Here is a 17,338-nt window from a genome sequence, read left to right on the forward strand (position 1 = left end):
CATCAGACAACAGCCCGGCGCCCCCACGGGCCGTGACACGCCCCCTAGGAGGCGTCTTGCCGGTCGGGCCGGGCGTCGTGGGTGAGCACGAGCACGGCCGCGTCGTCGGCGTGGCCGGTGGAGTCGGCCACCTTCATCACCTCGGCGGCCAGCTCGCCCGGATCGGTGCCCGCGGCCTCCCGCACCACCCTGGCCACCCGCTCCAGTCCGACCTCGATCGGGAACTTCGGACCCTCGACCACGCCGTCGGTGAGCAGCACGATCGACCCCGCCTGCGTCAGCCGGCGCCGGGTCACCGCGTACCCCGTCCCGGGCACCAGGTTCAGCGGCGGGCCGCCGTCGTCCTCGGCTATGCCGTACGCGCCGTCGACGGTGGCCCAGACCGCCGGGACGTGGCCGGCCCGGGCGGTCTCCAGTTCCTGCGTCTCCGGATCGAAGCGGAGCAGGCTGCAGGTCGCGAAGAGGTCGCGGTCCATGGAGAGCAGTACTTCGTTGGCCCGGCTCAGCACCTCGCCGGGGTCGACGACGACGGCGGCCACGGCGCGCAGGCAGATCCGTACCTGCCCCATGAAGGCGGCCGCCTCCACGTCGTGGCCCTGGACGTCACCGATGCAGAAGGCGAGCGCGCCCTCGGGCAGCCGGAAGCCGTCGTACCAGTCGCCTCCGATGTCCAGGCCGTGCCGGGCGGGCGCGTACCGGGCCGCGGTCCGCAGGCCCGGCAGGGCGGGCAGCGAGGCGGGCAGCATCTCGCTCTGCAGCGCCTCGGCCAGGTCCACCCGGGCCTGCTGCAGCTCCACCCCGCGGCGGGCCTGGTCGGCGAGCCGCCCGAGCGTGCTGAGCAGGTCGGCGCTGGCCGCCCGCGGGGCACGGCGAGGAGTCACGGAACGCTCCGAGGTGCATCCATCCGTCCCTGCTTCCGCCGCGCGAAAAGCTCGTGCACATCATATTTCCGCCCACCCGGAACCCGCCCCCCGAGACCGGGCCCGCCCCGCAGGGGCCCGTGACGGCCCCTGCGGGGGCCCTGCGGGGGCCTTGCGGGGGCCTGCTGGGACGCCTCAGCCCCACTGCTCGTCGGCCAGCGAGCCGACCGGCTGCGGCTTGCCGATGACGGCCAGGGCGATGAAGAAGCCGATCTGCCCGATCGCGATGGTGAGGGTGGCGAGGGCCTTCTCGTCGTAGTGCGCGGCGACCTCCGCGTAGAGCTCGTCGGTGACCCGCTCCCGGCCGTGCGGGGCGGGCCGGAGGGTGGCCTCCACCAGGGCGAGGGCGGCGCGCTCGGCGGGCGTGAAGCAGGGGGCGTCCGGCCAGGAGGAGACGGCCGTGATGCGCTCCTCGGACTCCCCGGCCTTGCGGAGGAAGCCGGTGTTCAGGACGGTCAGGTAGGTGTTGCCGACGATCTGCCCGGCGCGCAGGTGGACCAGGCTCATCGTGGTCCGCGGCACCGAGCGGTTGCCCGTGGCCCGGAAGAGGGCGGCGCTGACGTCGTTCAGCTCGGGGACGAGGTCGGCCGGGTTCGGCATCCGCGAGAGGGAGGTGTTCGTGTGCGTCATGGCTGCTGCTCTCCTTCGGTCGGTGTCTGCACAGCACTGACGGAGGGGAGCGCGCGGATGTGACCGGGGGCGGGACATTTCTTTCCGGATTCCCGGCTCACCGGGTTTCCGGCCTTCCGCACCGCCCCGGAAACGCCGGAGGGGCGGCGGGCGCGGGATGCGCCTGCCGCCCCTCCGCGGGACCGGGTTGCCTAGAGGAACGAGTTGATCTCGATCGTCTCGGTACGGCCGGGGCCGACGCCGATCGCGGAGATCGGGGCGCCCGACATCTCCTCCAGGGCCTTGACGTACGCCTGGGCGTTCGCCGGGAGGTCCTCGAAGGTCTTGGCCTTGGTGATGTCCTCGGACCAGCCGGGGAGGTATTCGTAGATCGGCTTCGCGTGGTGGAAGTCCGTCTGCGAGTACGGCAGCTCCTCGACGCGCTTGCCGTCGATCTCGTACGCGACGCAGACCGGGATCTGCTCCCAGCCGGTCAGTACGTCCAGCTTGGTGAGGAAGAAGTCGGTGAGGCCGTTCACGCGGGTGGCGTAACGTGCGATCGGCGCGTCGAACCAACCGCAGCGGCGGTCACGTCCGGTGGTCACGCCGCGCTCGCCGCCGATGCGGCGCAGGTCCTCGCCGTCCTGGTCGAACAGCTCGGTCGGGAACGGGCCCGCGCCGACTCGGGTCGTGTAGGCCTTGAGGATGCCGATGACGCGGCTGATCTTCGTCGGGCCCACGCCGGTGCCGGTGCAGGCGCCGCCGGCGGTCGGGTTGGACGAGGTGACGAAGGGATAGGTGCCGTGGTCGACGTCGAGCAGGGTGCCCTGGCCGCCCTCGAACAGCACGACCTTGTCCTCGTCCAGCGCGTTGTTGAGGATCAGGGTGGTGTCGGCGACGTACGGCTTGATCTGCTCCGCGTACTGGAGCATCTCCTCGACGATCTGGGCGGCGTCGATCGCGCGGCGGTTGTACAGCTTCGCGAGGAGCTGGTTCTTGCCCTCCAGCGCCGCTTCGACCTTCTGGGCCAGGATCGACTCGTCGTAGAGGTCCTGGACGCGGATGCCGACTCGGTTGATCTTGTCCGCGTACGTCGGGCCGATGCCGCGGCCGGTGGTACCGATCTTGCGCTTGCCCAGGAAGCGCTCGCCGACCTTGTCGAGGGTGACGTTGTACGGCGTGATCAGGTGCGCGTTGCCGCTGATGAGCAGCTTGGAGGTGTCGATGCCGCGCTCGTTCAGGCCGCGCAGCTCGGAGAGCAGGACGGCCGGGTCGACGACGACACCGTTACCGATGACCGGGGTGCATCCGGGGGAGAGGATGCCGGAAGGGAGAAGGTGCAGCGCGTACTTCTGGTCGCCCACGACGACCGTGTGGCCGGCATTGTTACCGCCCTGGTAGCGCACTACATAGTCAACGGATCCACCGAGCAGGTCGGTGGCCTTTCCCTTGCCCTCGTCACCCCACTGAGCTCCGAGCAGCACAAGAGCGGGCACAGGCGTACACCTCTTCCGGATGGGGCATGTCCAAGGTCAGGGGGCGTACGACGATGTACACCGCAGGCTGAGCCGTCGGACCGGTACCCCGGAATAGACGAAGGCCCTGGCGCAATAGCGCAAGGGCCTCTTGCACAAAGATGCTACCCGAGGAAGGACCGAGGTGTCGGCTCCAGAGCCCACCATGAGCCAAGCGGGCGCGCCGGTAGGCGGCCTGCTCGTGCTCGTCGACCCGGTCGCCCGCCGTCTTGACGGCGAGTCCGTGCGGATCGCGAAGGATGTGTTGTCAGCGGGCGCGGCAGCGAAAATCTGCCTGCCGGATTCGCAGGAGGAATTTGCGCGGGCGCTTGCCCGTCGGGGTCATCGGCGGCTGGTGATCGTCGGTGACGACCGGGCCCTGGTGCGCGCCGTGGGGCTGCTGCACCGGGAGCGCGGGCTGGGGGAGGGGCCCCTGGCGCTGGTTCCGGTGGGCCCGGTGGGGTCGCTGGGGCTGGCGCGGTCCCTCGGTGTTCCACTGTCGGCCGTCGCCGCGGCCCGGGCGGTCCTCGACGGGTCCGTGCGGGCCTGTGACCTGCTGGTCGACGACAGCGACGGAGTGGTGCTCGGCGCGCTGCGGATCCCGCCGGTGCACGGGCTCCCGCGGCCAGCCGGGCCGTCGGTGTGGAGCGCGTACCGCTCGCTGGTGCGAACGCTGGTCCGTCCGGTGGCGGCGGCCGGCGGGGTGGCCACGGGCCGGCACCGGTTGCGGGTCGAGGCCGACGGGGTGCTGCTGGCGGACGTGGACCGGCCCGTGGAGGACGTATCGGTTCGCACCCGTGACGACGGCGGTGCGGCGGAGGTCGTGGTCCGGACGGGCGGCGGCGGCTCCGCCGAATCGACGGTCACGGCCCGGGCGGAGACGGTCACGGTCTCGGGCGCGGATTTCCGCTACCGCGCCGACGCGGCGCTGACCGGCCCGGTCCGCCGCCGTACGTGGACCCTGCGTCCCGGCGCGTGGACGCTCACCGTGCCCCGGTGACCACGCCGGGTGCACATGGCGCGCAGGGTGCACCGGGCGAACCGGACGCGAGCGACGCGCTGGACGACTGGCGGCGCGACGCGCTGCTGCTGTGCCTGCTGCCGGTGTTCTGCTGGCCGGTGGTGGTCGGGGCCGTGATCGGCCGGTCGCCGGCGTCGGCCTCGGCGGCCGCGCTGGGCCTGGTGCTGGGCCCGGTGCTGCTCGGGTCCCGGGAGCTGCGCTCCGTCCGGCGGGTCCGGCGCCTGGTGCGGGACCCCGCGGTGCGCTGGACCGCGTACGAGGCCGTGGTCGTCCGGGCGCGGTGGCGGCCTCCGCTGCTGGCGCTCGCCGGCGGGCGGCAGTTGCTGACCCTGGGCCTGCTGGGCCGGCGGGTGCTGCCGCCGCGCCCGTGGCCCCGTACGGCCGCCGCCCCGGCCACGGTGGTGGTGCGGCTCGCGGGCGACCCGGCCGCGGGCGGGGCCGCCCTGTGGGCCCCGTACTCCGGCGCGCTGGGCCACGCCCGGCCCGCGCGTCGCGGGCGCACGGGCCGGGCGCTCGCGGGCCGGGTGGTCGCGGTCAGGGCGAGGACACGGCGAGCGCGGCCTCTTCGATCAGATCGGTGACCGGCACGGGCTGCGAGGCGAGCGAGGCGTGGCCCGCGTCGAGCTCGATCACCTTGCGCGGCTTCATCCGCTCGGCCATCCGCCGCTCGTTGTCGGGGTGGATCATGCGGTCCGCCGTGGACACCTGGTACCAGGTGGGCTTCGCCCTCCAGGCCGGTGCGGTGACGTTGTCACCGAAGGTCGAACCGAGCGGAGCCTTCTGGGTCACGGCCATGACCAGCGCTTCCTGTGCCGAGAGGTCCTGCGCGAAGCTCTCGTGGAACTTGTCCTGCTTGATCCACAGGTAGCCGTCCGAGTCGGGCGCGATGTTCTCGAAGGCGGCGGGCGGCAGCTCCTGGCTGATCTGCCCGGGGCTCTCCCCGGCGTCCGGGGCGAACGCCGCCACGTAGACCAGCCCGGCCACGTTCGGCAGGTCCCCGGCCTCGGTGATGACCGCGCCGCCGTACGAGTGCCCCACGAGCAGCACCGGACCGTCGATCTGGCGGACCATCTTGCGGGTCCGCTCGGCGTCGTCGGCCAGCGACGTCAGCGGGTTCTCCACCGCGTGCAGGGAGGTGAACCCGCGCCGGTGGAGCTCGGGGATGACCTTGGACCAGTGGGCGGCGCCGCCCCAGAATCCGTGGACCAGGACGATGGCGGGCTTGTCTGTCATGGAGCTGCACCTTCGGTCGTGGGGGCGGTACCGATACGTCCGCCGACCACGCTAGGCAGCTCCCCGGACCGCTGCCACCGCGGCGGCCGCAGGTCCGGGGAGGTCCAGGGAGGGGTGGATCAGGCGCCGACGTACGCCGCGAGGTGCTCACCGGTGAGGGTGGAGCGGTCTTCCACGAGATCGGCGGGGGTGCCCTCGAAGACGATCCGGCCGCCGTCGTGACCGGCGCCGGGACCGAGGTCGATGATCCAGTCGGCGTGTGCCATGACCGCCTGGTGGTGCTCGATGACGATGACCGACTTCCCGGAGTCGACCAGCCGGTCGAGCAGGCCGAGCAGCTGCTCCACGTCGGCGAGGTGCAGGCCGGTGGTCGGTTCGTCGAGCACGTAGACGCCGCCCTTCTCCGCCATGTGGGTGGCCAGCTTGAGCCGCTGCCGCTCGCCGCCGGACAGCGTGGTGAGCGGCTGGCCGAGGCTGAGGTAGCCGAGACCGACGTCGGCGAGCCGGGTGAGGATGCGGTGCGCGGCGGGCGTGTGTGCCTCGCCCGCGCCGAAGAACTCCTCGGCCTCGGTCACCGACATCGCGAGCACCTCGCTGATGTCGCGGCCGCCGAGGTGGTACTCCAGCACCGACGCCTCGAACCGCTTGCCCTCGCAGTCCTCGCAGGTGGTCGAGACGCCCGCCATCATCGCCAGGTCCGTGTAGATGACGCCGGCGCCGTTGCACGTGGGGCAGGCCCCCTCGGAGTTGGCGCTGAACAGGGCCGGCTTCACCCCGTTGACCTTGGCGAACGCCTTGCGGATCGGGTCGAGGAGCCCGGTGTAGGTCGCCGGGTTGCTGCGGCGCGAGCCGCGGATCGCGCCCTGGTCGATGGAGACCACGTCCGCGTCGGGGGAGAGCGACTTGTGCAGCAGCGAGCTCTTGCCGGAACCGGCGACGCCGGTGACGACCGTGAGCACCCCGAGCGGGATGTCGACGTCGACGTCGCGCAGGTTGTTCGCCGTGGCCCCGCGGATCTCCAGCGCGCCGGTGGGCTTGCGCACCGACGGCTTGAGCACGGCCCGGTCGTCGAGGTGGCGGCCGGTGATGGTGCCGCCGGAGCGCAGGCCCTCGACGGTGCCCTCGTAGCAGACGGTGCCGCCCGCGGTGCCCGCGCCGGGGCCGATGTCGACGATGTGGTCGGCGATCGCGATGGTCTCCGGCTTGTGCTCGACGACGAGCACCGTGTTGCCCTTGTCGCGCAGCCGCAGGAGCAGGTCGTTCATGCGCTGGATGTCGTGCGGGTGCAGGCCGATCGTGGGCTCGTCGAAGACGTAGGTGACGTCGGTGAGCGAGGAGCCGAGGTGGCGGATCATCTTGACGCGCTGCGCCTCGCCGCCGGACAGGGTGCCGGAGGCCCGGTCGAGGGAGAGGTAGCCGAGGCCGATCTCCACGAACGAGTCGAGGGTGAGCTGCAGTGCGGTGAGCAGCGGGGCCACCGAGGGCTCGGCGAGGCCGCGCACCCACTCGGCCAGGTCGCTGATCTGCATGGTGCAGGCGTCGGCGATGCTGACCTTCTTGATCTTCGAGGACCGGGCGCCCTCGCTGAGCCGGGTTCCCTCGCACTCGGGGCAGACGGTGAAGGTGACCGCCCGCTCCACGAAGGCCCGGATGTGCGGCTGCATCGCTTCCTTGTCCTTGGACAGGAAGGACTTCTGGATCTTGGGGATGAGGCCCTCGTAGGTGAGGTTGACGCCCTCGACCTTGACCTTGGTGGGCTCCCGGTAGAGGAAGTCCTGCATCTCCTTCTTGGTGTATTTGCGGATCGGCTTGTCCGGGTCGAGGAAGCCCGACTCGGCGTACACGCGTACCGTCCAGAAGCTGTCGGACTTCCAGCCGGGGATGGTGAAGGCGCCCTCGGAGAGCGACTTGGAGTCGTCGTAGAGCTGGGTGAGGTCGATGTCGGAGACCGAGCCGCGGCCCTCGCAGCGCACGCACATGCCGCCGGTGCGGGAGAAGGTCGCCTTCACGGTCCGGGTCTTGGCCTCGCCGCGCTCGACCGTGATGCCGCCGCTCGCCCGGACGGAGGCGACGTTGAAGGAGTAGGCGCTGGGCGGGCCGATGTGCGGCTTGCCGAGGCGGCTGAAGAGGATGCGCAGCATCGCGTTGGCGTCGGTGGCGGTGCCGACCGTGGAGCGGGGGTCGCCGCCCATGCGCTGCTGGTCGACGGTGATCGCCGTGGTGAGTCCGTCGAGTACGTCGACCTCGGGGCGGGCCAGGGTGGGCATGAAGCCCTGGACGAAGGTGCTGTAGGTCTCGTTGATCATCCGCTGGGACTCGGCGGCGATCGTGTCGAACACCAGGGAGCTCTTGCCCGACCCGGAGACCCCGGTGAACACCGTCAGCCGGCGTTTGGGGATCTCGATGCTGACGTCCTTGAGGTTGTTCACGCGGGCGCCGTGCACGCGGATCAGACCGTGGCTGTCGGCGGCGTGCGGCGTCTGCGGTGCGGCGGATCCGGGGTCCGGCGCGGTGGCCCTGCTCATCGTGTCTCCATCTCTCGGGCGGGCCGCCTGCGCGGACTCCTGCGGCGGTCGGCGGTCAGGGCTTACGGGGCTGGTTGAAGCGGAGCATGTTGCCGGCCGGGTCCCGGAAGGCGCAGTCGCGGACGCCGTACGGCTGGTCGACGGGCTCCTGCAGCACCTCCCCGCCGGCGGCCCGGATGTGTTCGAAGGTCGCGTCGACGTCGTCGGTGGAGAAGATCACGCCGCGCAGCAGGCCCTTGGCCAGCAGCTCCGCCATGGCCTGCCGGTCGGCCGCCGAGGCGCCCGGGTCGGCGAGCGGCGGTTCGAGGACGATCTCCACGTCCGGCTGGGTGGGGGAGGCGACGGTCACCCAGCGCATCCCTTCGAACCCGACGTCGTTGCGGACTTCCAGGCCGAGGATGTCGCGGTAGAAGGCGAGCGCCTTGTCGTGGTCGTCGACTGCGATGAAGCACTGCGAGAGCTTGATGTCCATGCCGTCGACGCTACGAGGAGGGTGCGGATTTCGCTTCTCCGATCCTGACCGGTCGCGTGAGGATCTTGGCGACGCAGGCCGGGATCGCCGCGCCGTCGTCGTGGTTGCGGGCCCGGTAGGCGCTGGGGGTCTCGCCGACGAGTTCGGTGAAGCGCGAGCTGAAGGACCCCAGCGAGGTGCATCCGACGGCGAAGCAGACCTCCGTCACGCTCATGTCCCCGCGGCGCAGCAGCGCCTTCGCGCGTTCGACGCGGCGGGTCATGAGGTAGCTGTACGGGGTTTCCCCGAAGGCGGTGCGGAAGCTGCGGGAGAAGTGTCCCGACGACATGAGGGCGGCGTTCGCGAGTGCCTGGACGTCGAGCGGCTGGGCGTACTCGCGGTCCATCATGTCCCGGGCGCGGCGCAGCCGTACCAGGTCCTCCAGGTTCATGCGTTCCAGCATGGCACGCAGGAGGTGTCCCGTCTGCGGGTACCGGTGCTTCCGGATCCGATCATCGGGTGATCGGCCGCACCGGCCAGCCCGGGCCGGTCCGGGCCGGTCCAAGCCGGTCCAAGCCGGTCCGGGTCGGCCCGGGCCGGTTCAGGCGAGGCCGATCGTCGCCTTGTGGGCCCGCCAGCGGTCCATCAGGCCCAGCATCTCGCCCTGCATGAACTCGAAGAAGGCCGCCGTCTCCGCGATGCGCGCCCCGGCGGGAGAGTCCGTGCCGAGGGTGGCCGCGCCCTCGCGCAGGGTCTTCTCCCACAGGGTCAGGACCTGGTCGCGGCGTGTGAAGGTCTCGTACCAGAGCTCGTTGTGCAGGACGTACCGGTCGCGGCGCGAGCCCGGCTCGCGTTCGCGGCTGACCATGTTGACCTGCGTCAGGTAGGACACGGCGCCCGACACCGCGGCCGGGCTGATCCGCAGGGCCTCGCCCAGCTCCGCCGAGGTCATCGCGCCGCCGTCGCTGGCCAGCAGCTGGGCGAAGACGCGCGCGGCCATCCGCTGCATCCCGGCCTCGGTCAGCTGCGCGGCGAACCGCTCGACGAAGCGGGAGACGGCGTCGCCGTCCCGGGCGCCGTCGTCGGTGTCGGTGCCGGTCCCCGCGCCGGTCCCCGCGTCCGCATTCACCATGTCCGCCATGTCATCTGCCACCTTCCCGACTTTACGCGATTCCTGAGATTCTCAAGCTTCACAAATTTGTGAAAGTAGCGTACGTTCGGAAGCATGACGAAGGCAATCAGCGTTGCCGGCCTCCACAAGGCATTCGGCCGCACCCGCGCACTGGACGGACTCGACCTCTCGGTCACCACCGGCGAGGTCCACGGCTTCCTCGGCCCCAACGGCGCCGGCAAGTCCACCACCATCCGGGTCCTGCTGGGCCTGCTGCGCGCCGACTCCGGCACCGCCGAGCTCCTCGGCGGCGACCCCTGGGCCGACGCGGTCGCCCTCCACCGCCGCGTCGCCTACGTCCCCGGAGACGTCACCCTGTGGCGCAACCTCTCCGGCGGCGAGGTCATAGACCTCTACGGACGACTCCGCGGCGGTCTCGACCGGACCCGGCGCGCCGAGCTCGTCGAGCGGTTCGAGCTGGACCCCACCAAGAAGGGGCGCACGTACTCCAAGGGCAACCGGCAGAAGGTCGCCCTCGTCGCCGCCTTCGCCTCCGACGTCGAACTGCTCGTCCTCGACGAACCCACCTCCGGCCTCGACCCGCTGATGGAGGAGGTCTTCCAGGACTGCGTCGCCGAGGCGCGTGCCGCCGGGCGCACCATCCTGCTCAGCTCGCACATCCTCAGCGAGGTCGAGGCCCTCTGCGACCGGGTCAGCATCATCCGCAAGGGCCGCACCGTGGAGACCGGCACCCTCGCCGAACTCCGCCACCTCACCCGGACGTCGATCAGCGCCGAGCTGGCCGCCCCGCCGAACGGCCTCGCACACCTGCCGGGCGTGTACGACGTCCAGGTGCAGGGGCTGAAGGTCCGCCTCCAGGCCGACACCGACAAGCTGGACGCGGTGCTCCGCTCCCTCAGTGCGTCGGGGGTGCGGTCGCTGACCTCGACCCCGCCCACCCTCGAGGAGCTCTTCCTGCGCCACTACACCGAAGAGGCGTCCCGATGAAGATCCAACTGGCCGGTACCGGGGCGCTGCTGCGGCTCGCCCTGCGCCGCGACCGCGTGATGATGCCGGTGTGGACCCTGGTCGCCACGCTCATGGTGGTGAGCATGCCCGGCTCGCTGGGCAGCGTGTACGCCACCGCCGCCGAACGCGCCCGGGCCGCCGCCTCGATGGACGCCAACAGCTCGATGCGCGCCCTGTACGGACCGGTCTTCGGCGAATCGCTCGGCGCCCTGACCGCCTGGCGGGCCGGCGTCTACGCCGCCGTCCTCGCGGCGGCCATGAGCCTGGTCATCGTCGTCCGGCACACCCGCGAGGAGGAGGAGACGGGCCGTCAGGAACTGCTCTCCGCCGCGATGGTGGGGCGGCGGGCCCCGCTGACCGCCGCCCTGCTCGCCGCCCTCGTGGCCAACGCCTGTGTCGCCCTGCTCGTGACGGGCGGTCTCGCCGGGCAGGGCGCGCCCGGAGCGGTCGCCCTCGGCCTGGCCGTCGCGGCCACCGGGATGTTCTTCGCCTGCACGGCCGCCATCGCCGCCCAACTGACCGAGAGCGCCCGGGCCGCCAAGGGGATCACGGCCGCCGTGCTCGGCGCCGCCTTCGTCCTGAAGGCCGCGGGCGACGCCGGTACGGGGGGCGGGCGGTCGGTCCTGACCTGGGCCTCGCCGCTCGGCTGGGTGGAGAACGTCCGGGCCTTCGCCGCCGAACGCTGGTGGGTGCTCCTCCTGTTCGCCGCCGCCACCGCGGTGCAGGCCGCCGCCGCGTACGCCCTGGCCGGGCGCCGCGACCTGGGCATGAGCTTCCTGCCGTCGCGGCCCGGGCCGGCCGAGGGACGCCTGGGCACGGCGGGTGCGCTGGCCTGGCGGCTGCAGCGCGGCAGCGTACTGGGCTGGAGCGCGGGCTTCCTGATCGCCGGTGTCGTCTTCGGCGGGATGGCGGACGGCGCCGCGGACCTGGTCGGCGACAACGACCGGACCCGCGAGATCATCGAGCGGATGGGCGGCCAGGCCGGCCAGGCAGGGCAGGCCGGGGCGGGGGCGCAGGGTGCGCTCACCGACGCCTTCCTCGCCACGATGGCCGGCATGTTCGGCATGGTCGCCGCCCTGTACGCGGTCTCCTCCGTGCTCCGCCTGAACGGTGAGGAGTCGGGCGGGCGAGCGGAGCCGCTGCTCACGAACGCGGTCGGCCGGCTGCGCTGGGCCGGCGGCCACCTGGCCGTGGCCTTCGGCGGCTCGGCGCTGATCCTGCTGCTGGCGGGGCTCGGCCTCGGTCTCGGGCACGGCCGGGAGCCGGGTGCGGCGATCGGCGCCACGCTCGCCCAGCTCCCGGCGGTGTGGCTGATCGGGGCGCTGGCGGCGCTGCTGTACGGCGCGGTCCCGCAGTACGCGGCGGCCGCCTGGGCGGTGGCCGGGGGCGTGCTGGCCCTGGGGTGGGTCGGCCCGGCGCTGAACCTCCCGCAGGCCGTCCTGAACCTCTCGCCCTTCGCCCACCTGCCCCGGCTCCCGGGCGCGCAGGCCCTGGACCCGGCGCCGCTGCTGGTCCTGACCGCGCTGGCGGTGGCCCTGACGGCGGCGGGCCTCGGCACCCTGCGCCGCCGCGACATGATCGCCTAGGCGGTTGCCCCTGCCTAGAACTCCACCAGCAGTTCTTCCAGCCCCCGGATGACGTACCCGTCCCGCCACCGCGGCTCCTCGACGAGCCGCAGTGGCGGGACTCCGTCCGCCAGCAGCGCCCCGAACGAGGCCTCCAGCTCCCGGCGCGCCAGCGGCGCCCCGAGGCAGTAGTGGATCCCGGCCCCGAAGGTCAGGTGCGGGTTGTCGGCCCGTACGAGGTCCAGCGCGTCGGGATCGTCGAAGCGCGCGGGATCCCGGTTCGCGGACCCGAAGAGCAGCGCGACCTCGGCCCCGCGGGGGATGACCGTGTCACCGATCCGGATGTCGTCGAGCACCCAGCGCTCGAACATCTGGAGAGGGGTGTCGTACCGCATGAGTTCATCCACAGCTGTGGACAACTTTTCCGGATCGCGACTCCCGCGGAGCGCGGCGAGCTGCGCGGGATTGCGGAACAGCGCCCACCACCCGTTGACCGTCGTGTTGACGGTGGCCTCGTGCCCGGCGTTCAGCAGCAGCACACAGGTCGAGATCATCTCCTGCTCGCTGAGCCGCCCCTCCTCATCGTGGGCGGCGATCAGGCCGGAGATCAAATCCTCCCCGGGGCGGCTGCGCCGCTCGGCGATCAGCCCCCGGAGGTAGGCGCTGAACTCGACGCTCGCCCGCACCGCGCGCCGCGCCGTCTCCTCGTCCGGCCGGAGCTCGAACATCCCGCAGATGTCCGCCGACCAGGGCCGCAGCAACCCCCGGTCCGCCTCGGGCACGCCCAGCAGCTCCGCGATCACCGCGACCGGCAGCGGCTCGGCGACGACGGTGAGCAGATCCCCGCCCCCGTCCGCACGCAGCCGCCCCACCAGCTCCCCGGCCAGCCGCCGTACGGCGGGCACGAGCCGTTCCACCGTCCGCGGGGTGAAGGCCTTCGCCACCAGCCTGCGCACCCGCGCGTGCGCGGGATCCTCCAGGTCCAGCAGGCCGTTGCCGTTGAGCACGTGGAAGGGCTCGTGCTCCGGCGGCGGCGCCTCGCGGCCGAACTCCTCGTGCGAGAACCGGTGGAGGTAGGTCCGCCCCAGCCGCCGGTCCCGCAGCAGCGCGCTCACATCGGCGTAATGCGGCACCAGCCACTGCCCGGTGGCCTCGCACCACACGGCCCGCCCCTGCTCCCGCAACTCCCGGTACGCCGGATACGGATCGGCGACGAACGCGGCATCCCACGGATCAAAGCCCATCCCCGCACCCTAAGGCCGGCGGAGTCCGATCAGGCGGGTGTCACCAAACGGGTCTCGTACGCGTAGACGGCCGCCTGTGTCCGGTCCCGCAGGCCCAGCTTCACCAGGATCCGGCTCACATGGGTCTTGATGGTCGACTCGGCGACGACCAGCCGGTCGGCTATCTCCGCATTGGACAGCCCCTGCGCGATCAGCACCAGCACCTCCGTCTCCCGCTCCGTCAGCTCGCCCGCGCCCGCCGGGTCCGCCAGCTTGCGGGCCTCGGAGATCTTCGAGAACTCCACGATCAGCCGCTTGGTCACCGAGGGCGCCAGCAGGGCCTCCCCGGCCGCCACCACCCGGACCCCGTCGGCCAGCTGACGGGCCGACGCGTCCTTGAGCAGGAAGCCGGAGGCGCCGGCCCGCAGCGCCTGGTACACGTACTCGTCGAGGTCGAAGGTCGTCAGGACCAGCACCTTCGCGTCCGTGTCGGCGGCCACGATCTCCCGCGTGGCCTCCAGTCCGTTCATCCGCGGCATCCGGATGTCCATCAGCACCACGTCCGGCCGCAGCGCCGCCACCTGCTCGACGGCCTCCCGGCCGTCCACCGCCTCGCCGACCACCTCGATGCCGTCCATCGCGTTCAGCAGAACGGAGAACCCCTCGCGCACCATCGCCTGGTCGTCGACGATCAGGACCCTGATCGTCATGCCTTCCCCTCCCGCGGATCCGGCGCCGGCTCCGCACGGTGGGGCACCGGTATGAACACCGCCACCTCATATCCGCCCGCCGGTGTCCGGCCGGCCGTCATCTCGCCCTCCAGCATGGCGACCCGCTCCCGCATACCCGTGATCCCGTGCCCGGCTCCCGGTGAGGGCCGCGCGTCCCCGGTCGCCCGGTCGTTGACGATCCGTACGCCCAGGCCGCCCAGCACGTACGAGACCTCCACCTCGGCCGCGGCTCCCGGAGCGTGCCGCAGCGTGTTGCTGAGGGCCTCCTGAATGATGCGGTACGCCGACAGCTCCACGCCCTGCGGCAGCTCCCGCACCGAGCCCGTGATCGTCTTCTCCACGCTCAGCCCGGCATCCCGAACATTGGCCAGCAACCCCTCCAGCGAGGCGAGCGTCGGCTGCGGGGCGTCCGGGGCCTCGTAGTCCGCGGAGCGCACCACGCCCAGCACCCGACGCAGCTCCGTCAGGGCCGCCACCGCGTTCTCCCGGATGGTGACGAACGCCGCCTCCAGCTCCGGCGGCGGGTTCTTCACCCGGTACGGCGCGGCCTCCGCCTGGATCGCCACCACCGACATGTGGTGGGCCACCACATCGTGCAGCTCCCGCGCGATCGTGGTCCGCTCCTCCAGCAGTGTCCGCTTGTCCCGCTCGACGGCCGTGACCTCCTGCTGCGCGCTCACCTCGGCCCGGGCGTCACGGCGTATCCGGATACTGCCGGCGATCACCAGGGCGAAGGCCGAAGCCACTGCCATCTCGGGCAGGTTCGACCCCCAGCGGCCGTTGAACAGTACGGAGATCGCGGTTCCCAGTACGAGGGTGAGCGCCCACATCCAGGCCGCCACGCGGGGTCCGGTCCGCAGCGTGACCAGGAACATCACCAGGATGTACGCGAGGAAACTGCCGCCGGTCCACGGCCAGTCGTAACCCCCGCCGATGCCGGCCGTCACCACCGTCATCGCGATGGCAGCCCACCACGCGCCGACCGGCCGCACCAGTGTCATCAGGACCGGGGTCGCGGTCAGCACCGCCATGGCGATCGGCCCCAGGTCGCCCCAGGCCTCCGACTGCGTATTCAGCGCGACCATCCCGACGAAGAAGGCCAGGACCCCCACCGCCGTATGGCGCCGCCACGGCGCGTACCGGCGCAGCACCCCGGGAAGCCGGCGCACGAAGCGCCCGGAGGTGCCCGCCAGCGGCAGCGGCCGGTAGGCGAAGGCATCGGTGACGAGGTCCCGGCGAAGGGTCGCTATCACCTCGGACGCCAGTCGGAACTCGGGTGCCCGGGATGTCCCCCCGGTGGTCGTCTCGGTCATACACCCCACGGTAGGTCTGTACCGGCCTCGTCCGCGTCGCCGCTGATGGGGATTTCCCGGGGTCCCTCTCAAGTACTACCCGGGTCCGGTCAGTAGCCCGTCGGGCGGATCAGACCCGTCTCGTACGCGAACACCGCGGCCTGCGTGCGGTCCCGCAGGCCCAGCTTCACCAGGATCCGGCTCACGTGCGTCTTCACCGTCTGCTCGGCCAGCACGAGGTGCTCCGAGATCTCGGCGTTCGACAGGCCCTGGGCGATCAGCGACAGCACCTCCGTCTCCCGCTCGGTCAGTGCCTCGATCCGGGTCCGCGACGGCGCGCGCGGCGCTCCAAGCCGGGAGAACTCCGTGATCAGCCGCTTCGTGATGTTCGGCGAGAGGAGCGCCTCGCCGGCCGCCACCACCCGCACCGCCTCGGCGAGCTGGTCGGCGGACGCGTCCTTGAGCAGGAACCCCGAGGCTCCGGCGCGCAGCGCCTCGTACACGTACTCGTCGAGATCGAAGGTGGTCAGCACCAGCACCTTCACCGCGGCGTCCGGTACCGCGGTGATGACGGACGTGGCCTCGATCCCGCCCATCCCGGGCATCCGGATGTCCATCAGCACCACGTCCGGGGCCAGCTCGGCCACCTTCGCGACCGCGTCCGCCCCGTCCACCGCCTGCCCGACGACCTCTATGTCGGGCTGCGCGTTGAGAAGCACGGTGAAGCCCTGCCGGACCATCATCTGGTCGTCGGCGATCATCACCTTGATCGGGGTGCTCATGAAGCCCTCTTCGTCTCGGAGTCGGGGACCGCGGGCAGATCCTGCGGGTCCATCGGGAGTACGGCGCTCACCTCGTACCCCCCGTCGGGGCGCGGGCCGGCGGCCAGTTCGCCCCCCAGCATGCCTGCCCGCTCCCGCATCCCCAGCAGCCCGTGCCCCGCGCCGGGCGAGGGCGGGGCCGGCCGGGTCGGGGCGCTGTTCGCGACGCACAGGTGCAGATCACGCGGCCCGTACGCGATGCCCACCTCCACCCGCGAACCGGGCGCATGGCGCAGAGCGTTGCTCAGCGCCTCCTGCACGATCCGGTACGCGGTGAGTTCCACGCCCGGGGTCAGCGGCCTCCGTATCCCCGCGATCTCGGTGGTGACGACGAGCCCGGCCCCCCGCACGTTGTCCACGAGGCCGTCCAGCTCGGCGAGGGTGGGCTGCGGATGGTGGGGGTTCGCGGGATCGTCGGGCCGCTCGGACCGCAGCACGCCCAGCACCCGCCGCAGCTCCGTCAGCGCCTCCAGCGCGTTCTCCCGGATGCCGGCCAGGTTCTCCTTGAGTTCCTCGGACGGGTTCTCCACCAGGTGCGGGGCGACCTGCGCCTGGATGGAGATCACCGACATGTGGTGGGCGACGACGTCGTGCAGTTCCCGGGCGATCCGGCTGCGCTCTTCCAGCAGGGTGCGCCGGGCCCGCTCCTCCTCGGTGAGGGTCTCCTGTTCGACGAGTTTGCCGCGGGCGAGGCGGGTGGCCCGCAGGGCGTAGCCGAGGATCCCCACGAACCCGAAGAGGAGGGCCACGCCGCCGATGATCGTCTGGCTCTGCGGCGGCCTGAGGACGACGTCGGCCAGTCCGTTGAGGGTGAGGGTGATGCCGATGACCGAGGCGGTCACGCGGGGCGGCACCCGCAGGGCCACCATCAGCAGCACGGGCGCGAGCGTGAACGGCCCGGCCGGTGTCCAGGGCCAGGACTGCCCATGGCCCACGTGGTCGTGGATGGCCCAGGCGACCAGGCCGGCGGTGACGAGCCCGAGCCACCAGGCGGCGACCGGCCGGAACATGCTGAGCACGACGGACGCGGAGGTCAGCAGTGACAGCACCACCACGGCCGAACCGAACACCTTGTAGTGGTCGTTCAGCTGCATCCCCGTCAGGACACCGCAGGGAATGGCGACGTAGCAGAGGACCACATGCGGCAGCCAGGCCAGCCAGCGCGGCCGCGACAGCTTCGGCAGCGGGTCCCGCCGCAGGGTGAACAACTCCCGGGCCAGGCCCCGCGGCAGGCGTGTGCGGACTTCGGCGGCGGGCGGCTCGGTCTGCTGTTTCACGCCGTCCAGGCTAAGG

At 72.0% G+C, this 17,338-nt stretch carries 17 protein-coding genes; 4 read left to right on the top strand and 13 right to left on the bottom strand.

The annotated features are described in order from the left end of the window. Positions 1–44: 44 nt before the first annotated feature. The 3 genes from ACXNSR_RS21025 to ACXNSR_RS21035 all read right to left on the bottom strand — a co-directional run bounded on the left by ACXNSR_RS21025 (position 45) and on the right by ACXNSR_RS21035 (position 3,025). The gene (locus tag ACXNSR_RS21025; protein ID WP_458637083.1) at positions 45–881 is read right to left on the bottom strand and encodes a PP2C family protein-serine/threonine phosphatase; all 837 of its coding nucleotides are present in this window, start codon (positions 879–881) and stop codon (positions 45–47) included. A 174-nt stretch (positions 882–1,055) separates the two neighbouring features. Next, entirely contained in the window at positions 1,056–1,550 is a 495-nt protein-coding gene (locus ACXNSR_RS21030; RefSeq protein WP_458637084.1) for a carboxymuconolactone decarboxylase family protein, read from the bottom strand. A gap of 191 nt (positions 1,551–1,741) precedes the next feature. Beyond that, on the bottom strand, positions 1,742–3,025 hold the full coding sequence (locus tag ACXNSR_RS21035; RefSeq protein ID WP_458637085.1) for an adenylosuccinate synthase: 1,284 nt from the start codon (positions 3,023–3,025) through the stop codon (positions 1,742–1,744). Positions 3,026–3,209: 184 nt separating this feature from the next. Here ACXNSR_RS21035 and ACXNSR_RS21040 point away from each other — a divergent pair, with 184 nt between their 5' ends. Both ACXNSR_RS21040 and ACXNSR_RS21045 read left to right on the top strand, forming a co-directional pair. Next, complete coding sequence (locus ACXNSR_RS21040) at positions 3,210–4,043, top strand: diacylglycerol kinase (RefSeq protein ID WP_458643354.1); 834 nt, start codon at positions 3,210–3,212, stop codon at positions 4,041–4,043. Further along, positions 4,040–4,645: a hypothetical protein gene (locus ACXNSR_RS21045; protein ID WP_458637086.1), complete on the top strand. Its 606-nt coding sequence runs from the start codon at positions 4,040–4,042 to the stop codon at positions 4,643–4,645. Before ACXNSR_RS21040 ends, ACXNSR_RS21045 begins: the two co-directional genes overlap by 4 nt. Here ACXNSR_RS21045 and ACXNSR_RS21050 read toward each other — a convergent pair. From ACXNSR_RS21050 to ACXNSR_RS21070, 5 genes are all read right to left on the bottom strand, one after another. Beyond that, the gene (locus tag ACXNSR_RS21050) at positions 4,599–5,297 is read right to left on the bottom strand and encodes an alpha/beta hydrolase (protein WP_458637087.1); all 699 of its coding nucleotides are present in this window, start codon (positions 5,295–5,297) and stop codon (positions 4,599–4,601) included. The two genes, ACXNSR_RS21045 and ACXNSR_RS21050, sit on opposite strands and share 47 nt — an antisense overlap. Before the next feature lie 119 nt (positions 5,298–5,416). Then, positions 5,417–7,822 carry an ATP-binding cassette domain-containing protein gene (locus tag ACXNSR_RS21055; RefSeq protein WP_458637088.1) on the bottom strand — a complete coding sequence of 802 codons (2,406 nt, stop codon included), beginning with the start codon at positions 7,820–7,822 and terminating at the stop codon, positions 5,417–5,419. Positions 7,823–7,877: 55 nt separating this feature from the next. Beyond that, on the bottom strand, positions 7,878–8,294 hold the full coding sequence (locus tag ACXNSR_RS21060) for a VOC family protein (protein WP_458637089.1): 417 nt from the start codon (positions 8,292–8,294) through the stop codon (positions 7,878–7,880). Between the two features lie 10 nt (positions 8,295–8,304). Then, complete coding sequence (locus ACXNSR_RS21065) at positions 8,305–8,724, bottom strand: helix-turn-helix domain-containing protein (RefSeq protein ID WP_458637090.1); 420 nt, start codon at positions 8,722–8,724, stop codon at positions 8,305–8,307. 150 nt (positions 8,725–8,874) lie between these two features. Continuing rightward, positions 8,875–9,405 (bottom strand): GbsR/MarR family transcriptional regulator, encoded by a 531-nt coding sequence (locus ACXNSR_RS21070; protein WP_458643355.1) that lies wholly within the window; start codon positions 9,403–9,405, stop codon positions 8,875–8,877. A 93-nt stretch (positions 9,406–9,498) separates the two neighbouring features. On the opposite strand from ACXNSR_RS21070, the gene ACXNSR_RS21075 reads away from it, so the two are divergent. After that, positions 9,499–10,392, top strand: a complete 894-nt coding sequence (locus ACXNSR_RS21075) for an ABC transporter ATP-binding protein (protein ID WP_458637091.1) — start codon at positions 9,499–9,501, stop codon at positions 10,390–10,392. Beyond that, complete coding sequence (locus tag ACXNSR_RS21080) at positions 10,389–11,999, top strand: ABC transporter permease (RefSeq protein ID WP_458637092.1); 1,611 nt, start codon at positions 10,389–10,391, stop codon at positions 11,997–11,999. Before ACXNSR_RS21075 ends, ACXNSR_RS21080 begins: the two co-directional genes overlap by 4 nt. A gap of 14 nt (positions 12,000–12,013) precedes the next feature. On the opposite strand, the gene ACXNSR_RS21085 is transcribed toward ACXNSR_RS21080, so the two are convergent. From ACXNSR_RS21085 to ACXNSR_RS21105, 5 genes are all read right to left on the bottom strand, one after another. After that, complete coding sequence (locus ACXNSR_RS21085) at positions 12,014–13,222, bottom strand: cytochrome P450 (RefSeq protein ID WP_458637093.1); 1,209 nt, start codon at positions 13,220–13,222, stop codon at positions 12,014–12,016. Between the two features lie 29 nt (positions 13,223–13,251). Then, positions 13,252–13,911, bottom strand: coding sequence for a response regulator transcription factor (locus tag ACXNSR_RS21090; RefSeq protein ID WP_327736582.1), 660 nt, complete (start codon positions 13,909–13,911; stop codon positions 13,252–13,254). Continuing rightward, positions 13,908–15,245 (bottom strand): sensor histidine kinase, encoded by a 1,338-nt coding sequence (locus ACXNSR_RS21095; protein WP_458637094.1) that lies wholly within the window; start codon positions 15,243–15,245, stop codon positions 13,908–13,910. The genes ACXNSR_RS21090 and ACXNSR_RS21095 overlap by 4 nt, the downstream gene beginning before the upstream one ends. Positions 15,246–15,334: 89 nt before the next feature. Beyond that, positions 15,335–16,006, bottom strand: coding sequence for a response regulator (locus ACXNSR_RS21100; RefSeq protein WP_458637095.1), 672 nt, complete (start codon positions 16,004–16,006; stop codon positions 15,335–15,337). Next, positions 16,003–17,322 carry a sensor histidine kinase gene (locus ACXNSR_RS21105; protein WP_458637096.1) on the bottom strand — a complete coding sequence of 440 codons (1,320 nt, stop codon included), beginning with the start codon at positions 17,320–17,322 and terminating at the stop codon, positions 16,003–16,005. The genes ACXNSR_RS21100 and ACXNSR_RS21105 overlap by 4 nt, the downstream gene beginning before the upstream one ends. Positions 17,323–17,338: the final 16 nt, after the last annotated feature.

Source organism: Streptomyces sp. NC-S4 (assembly GCF_054353315.1).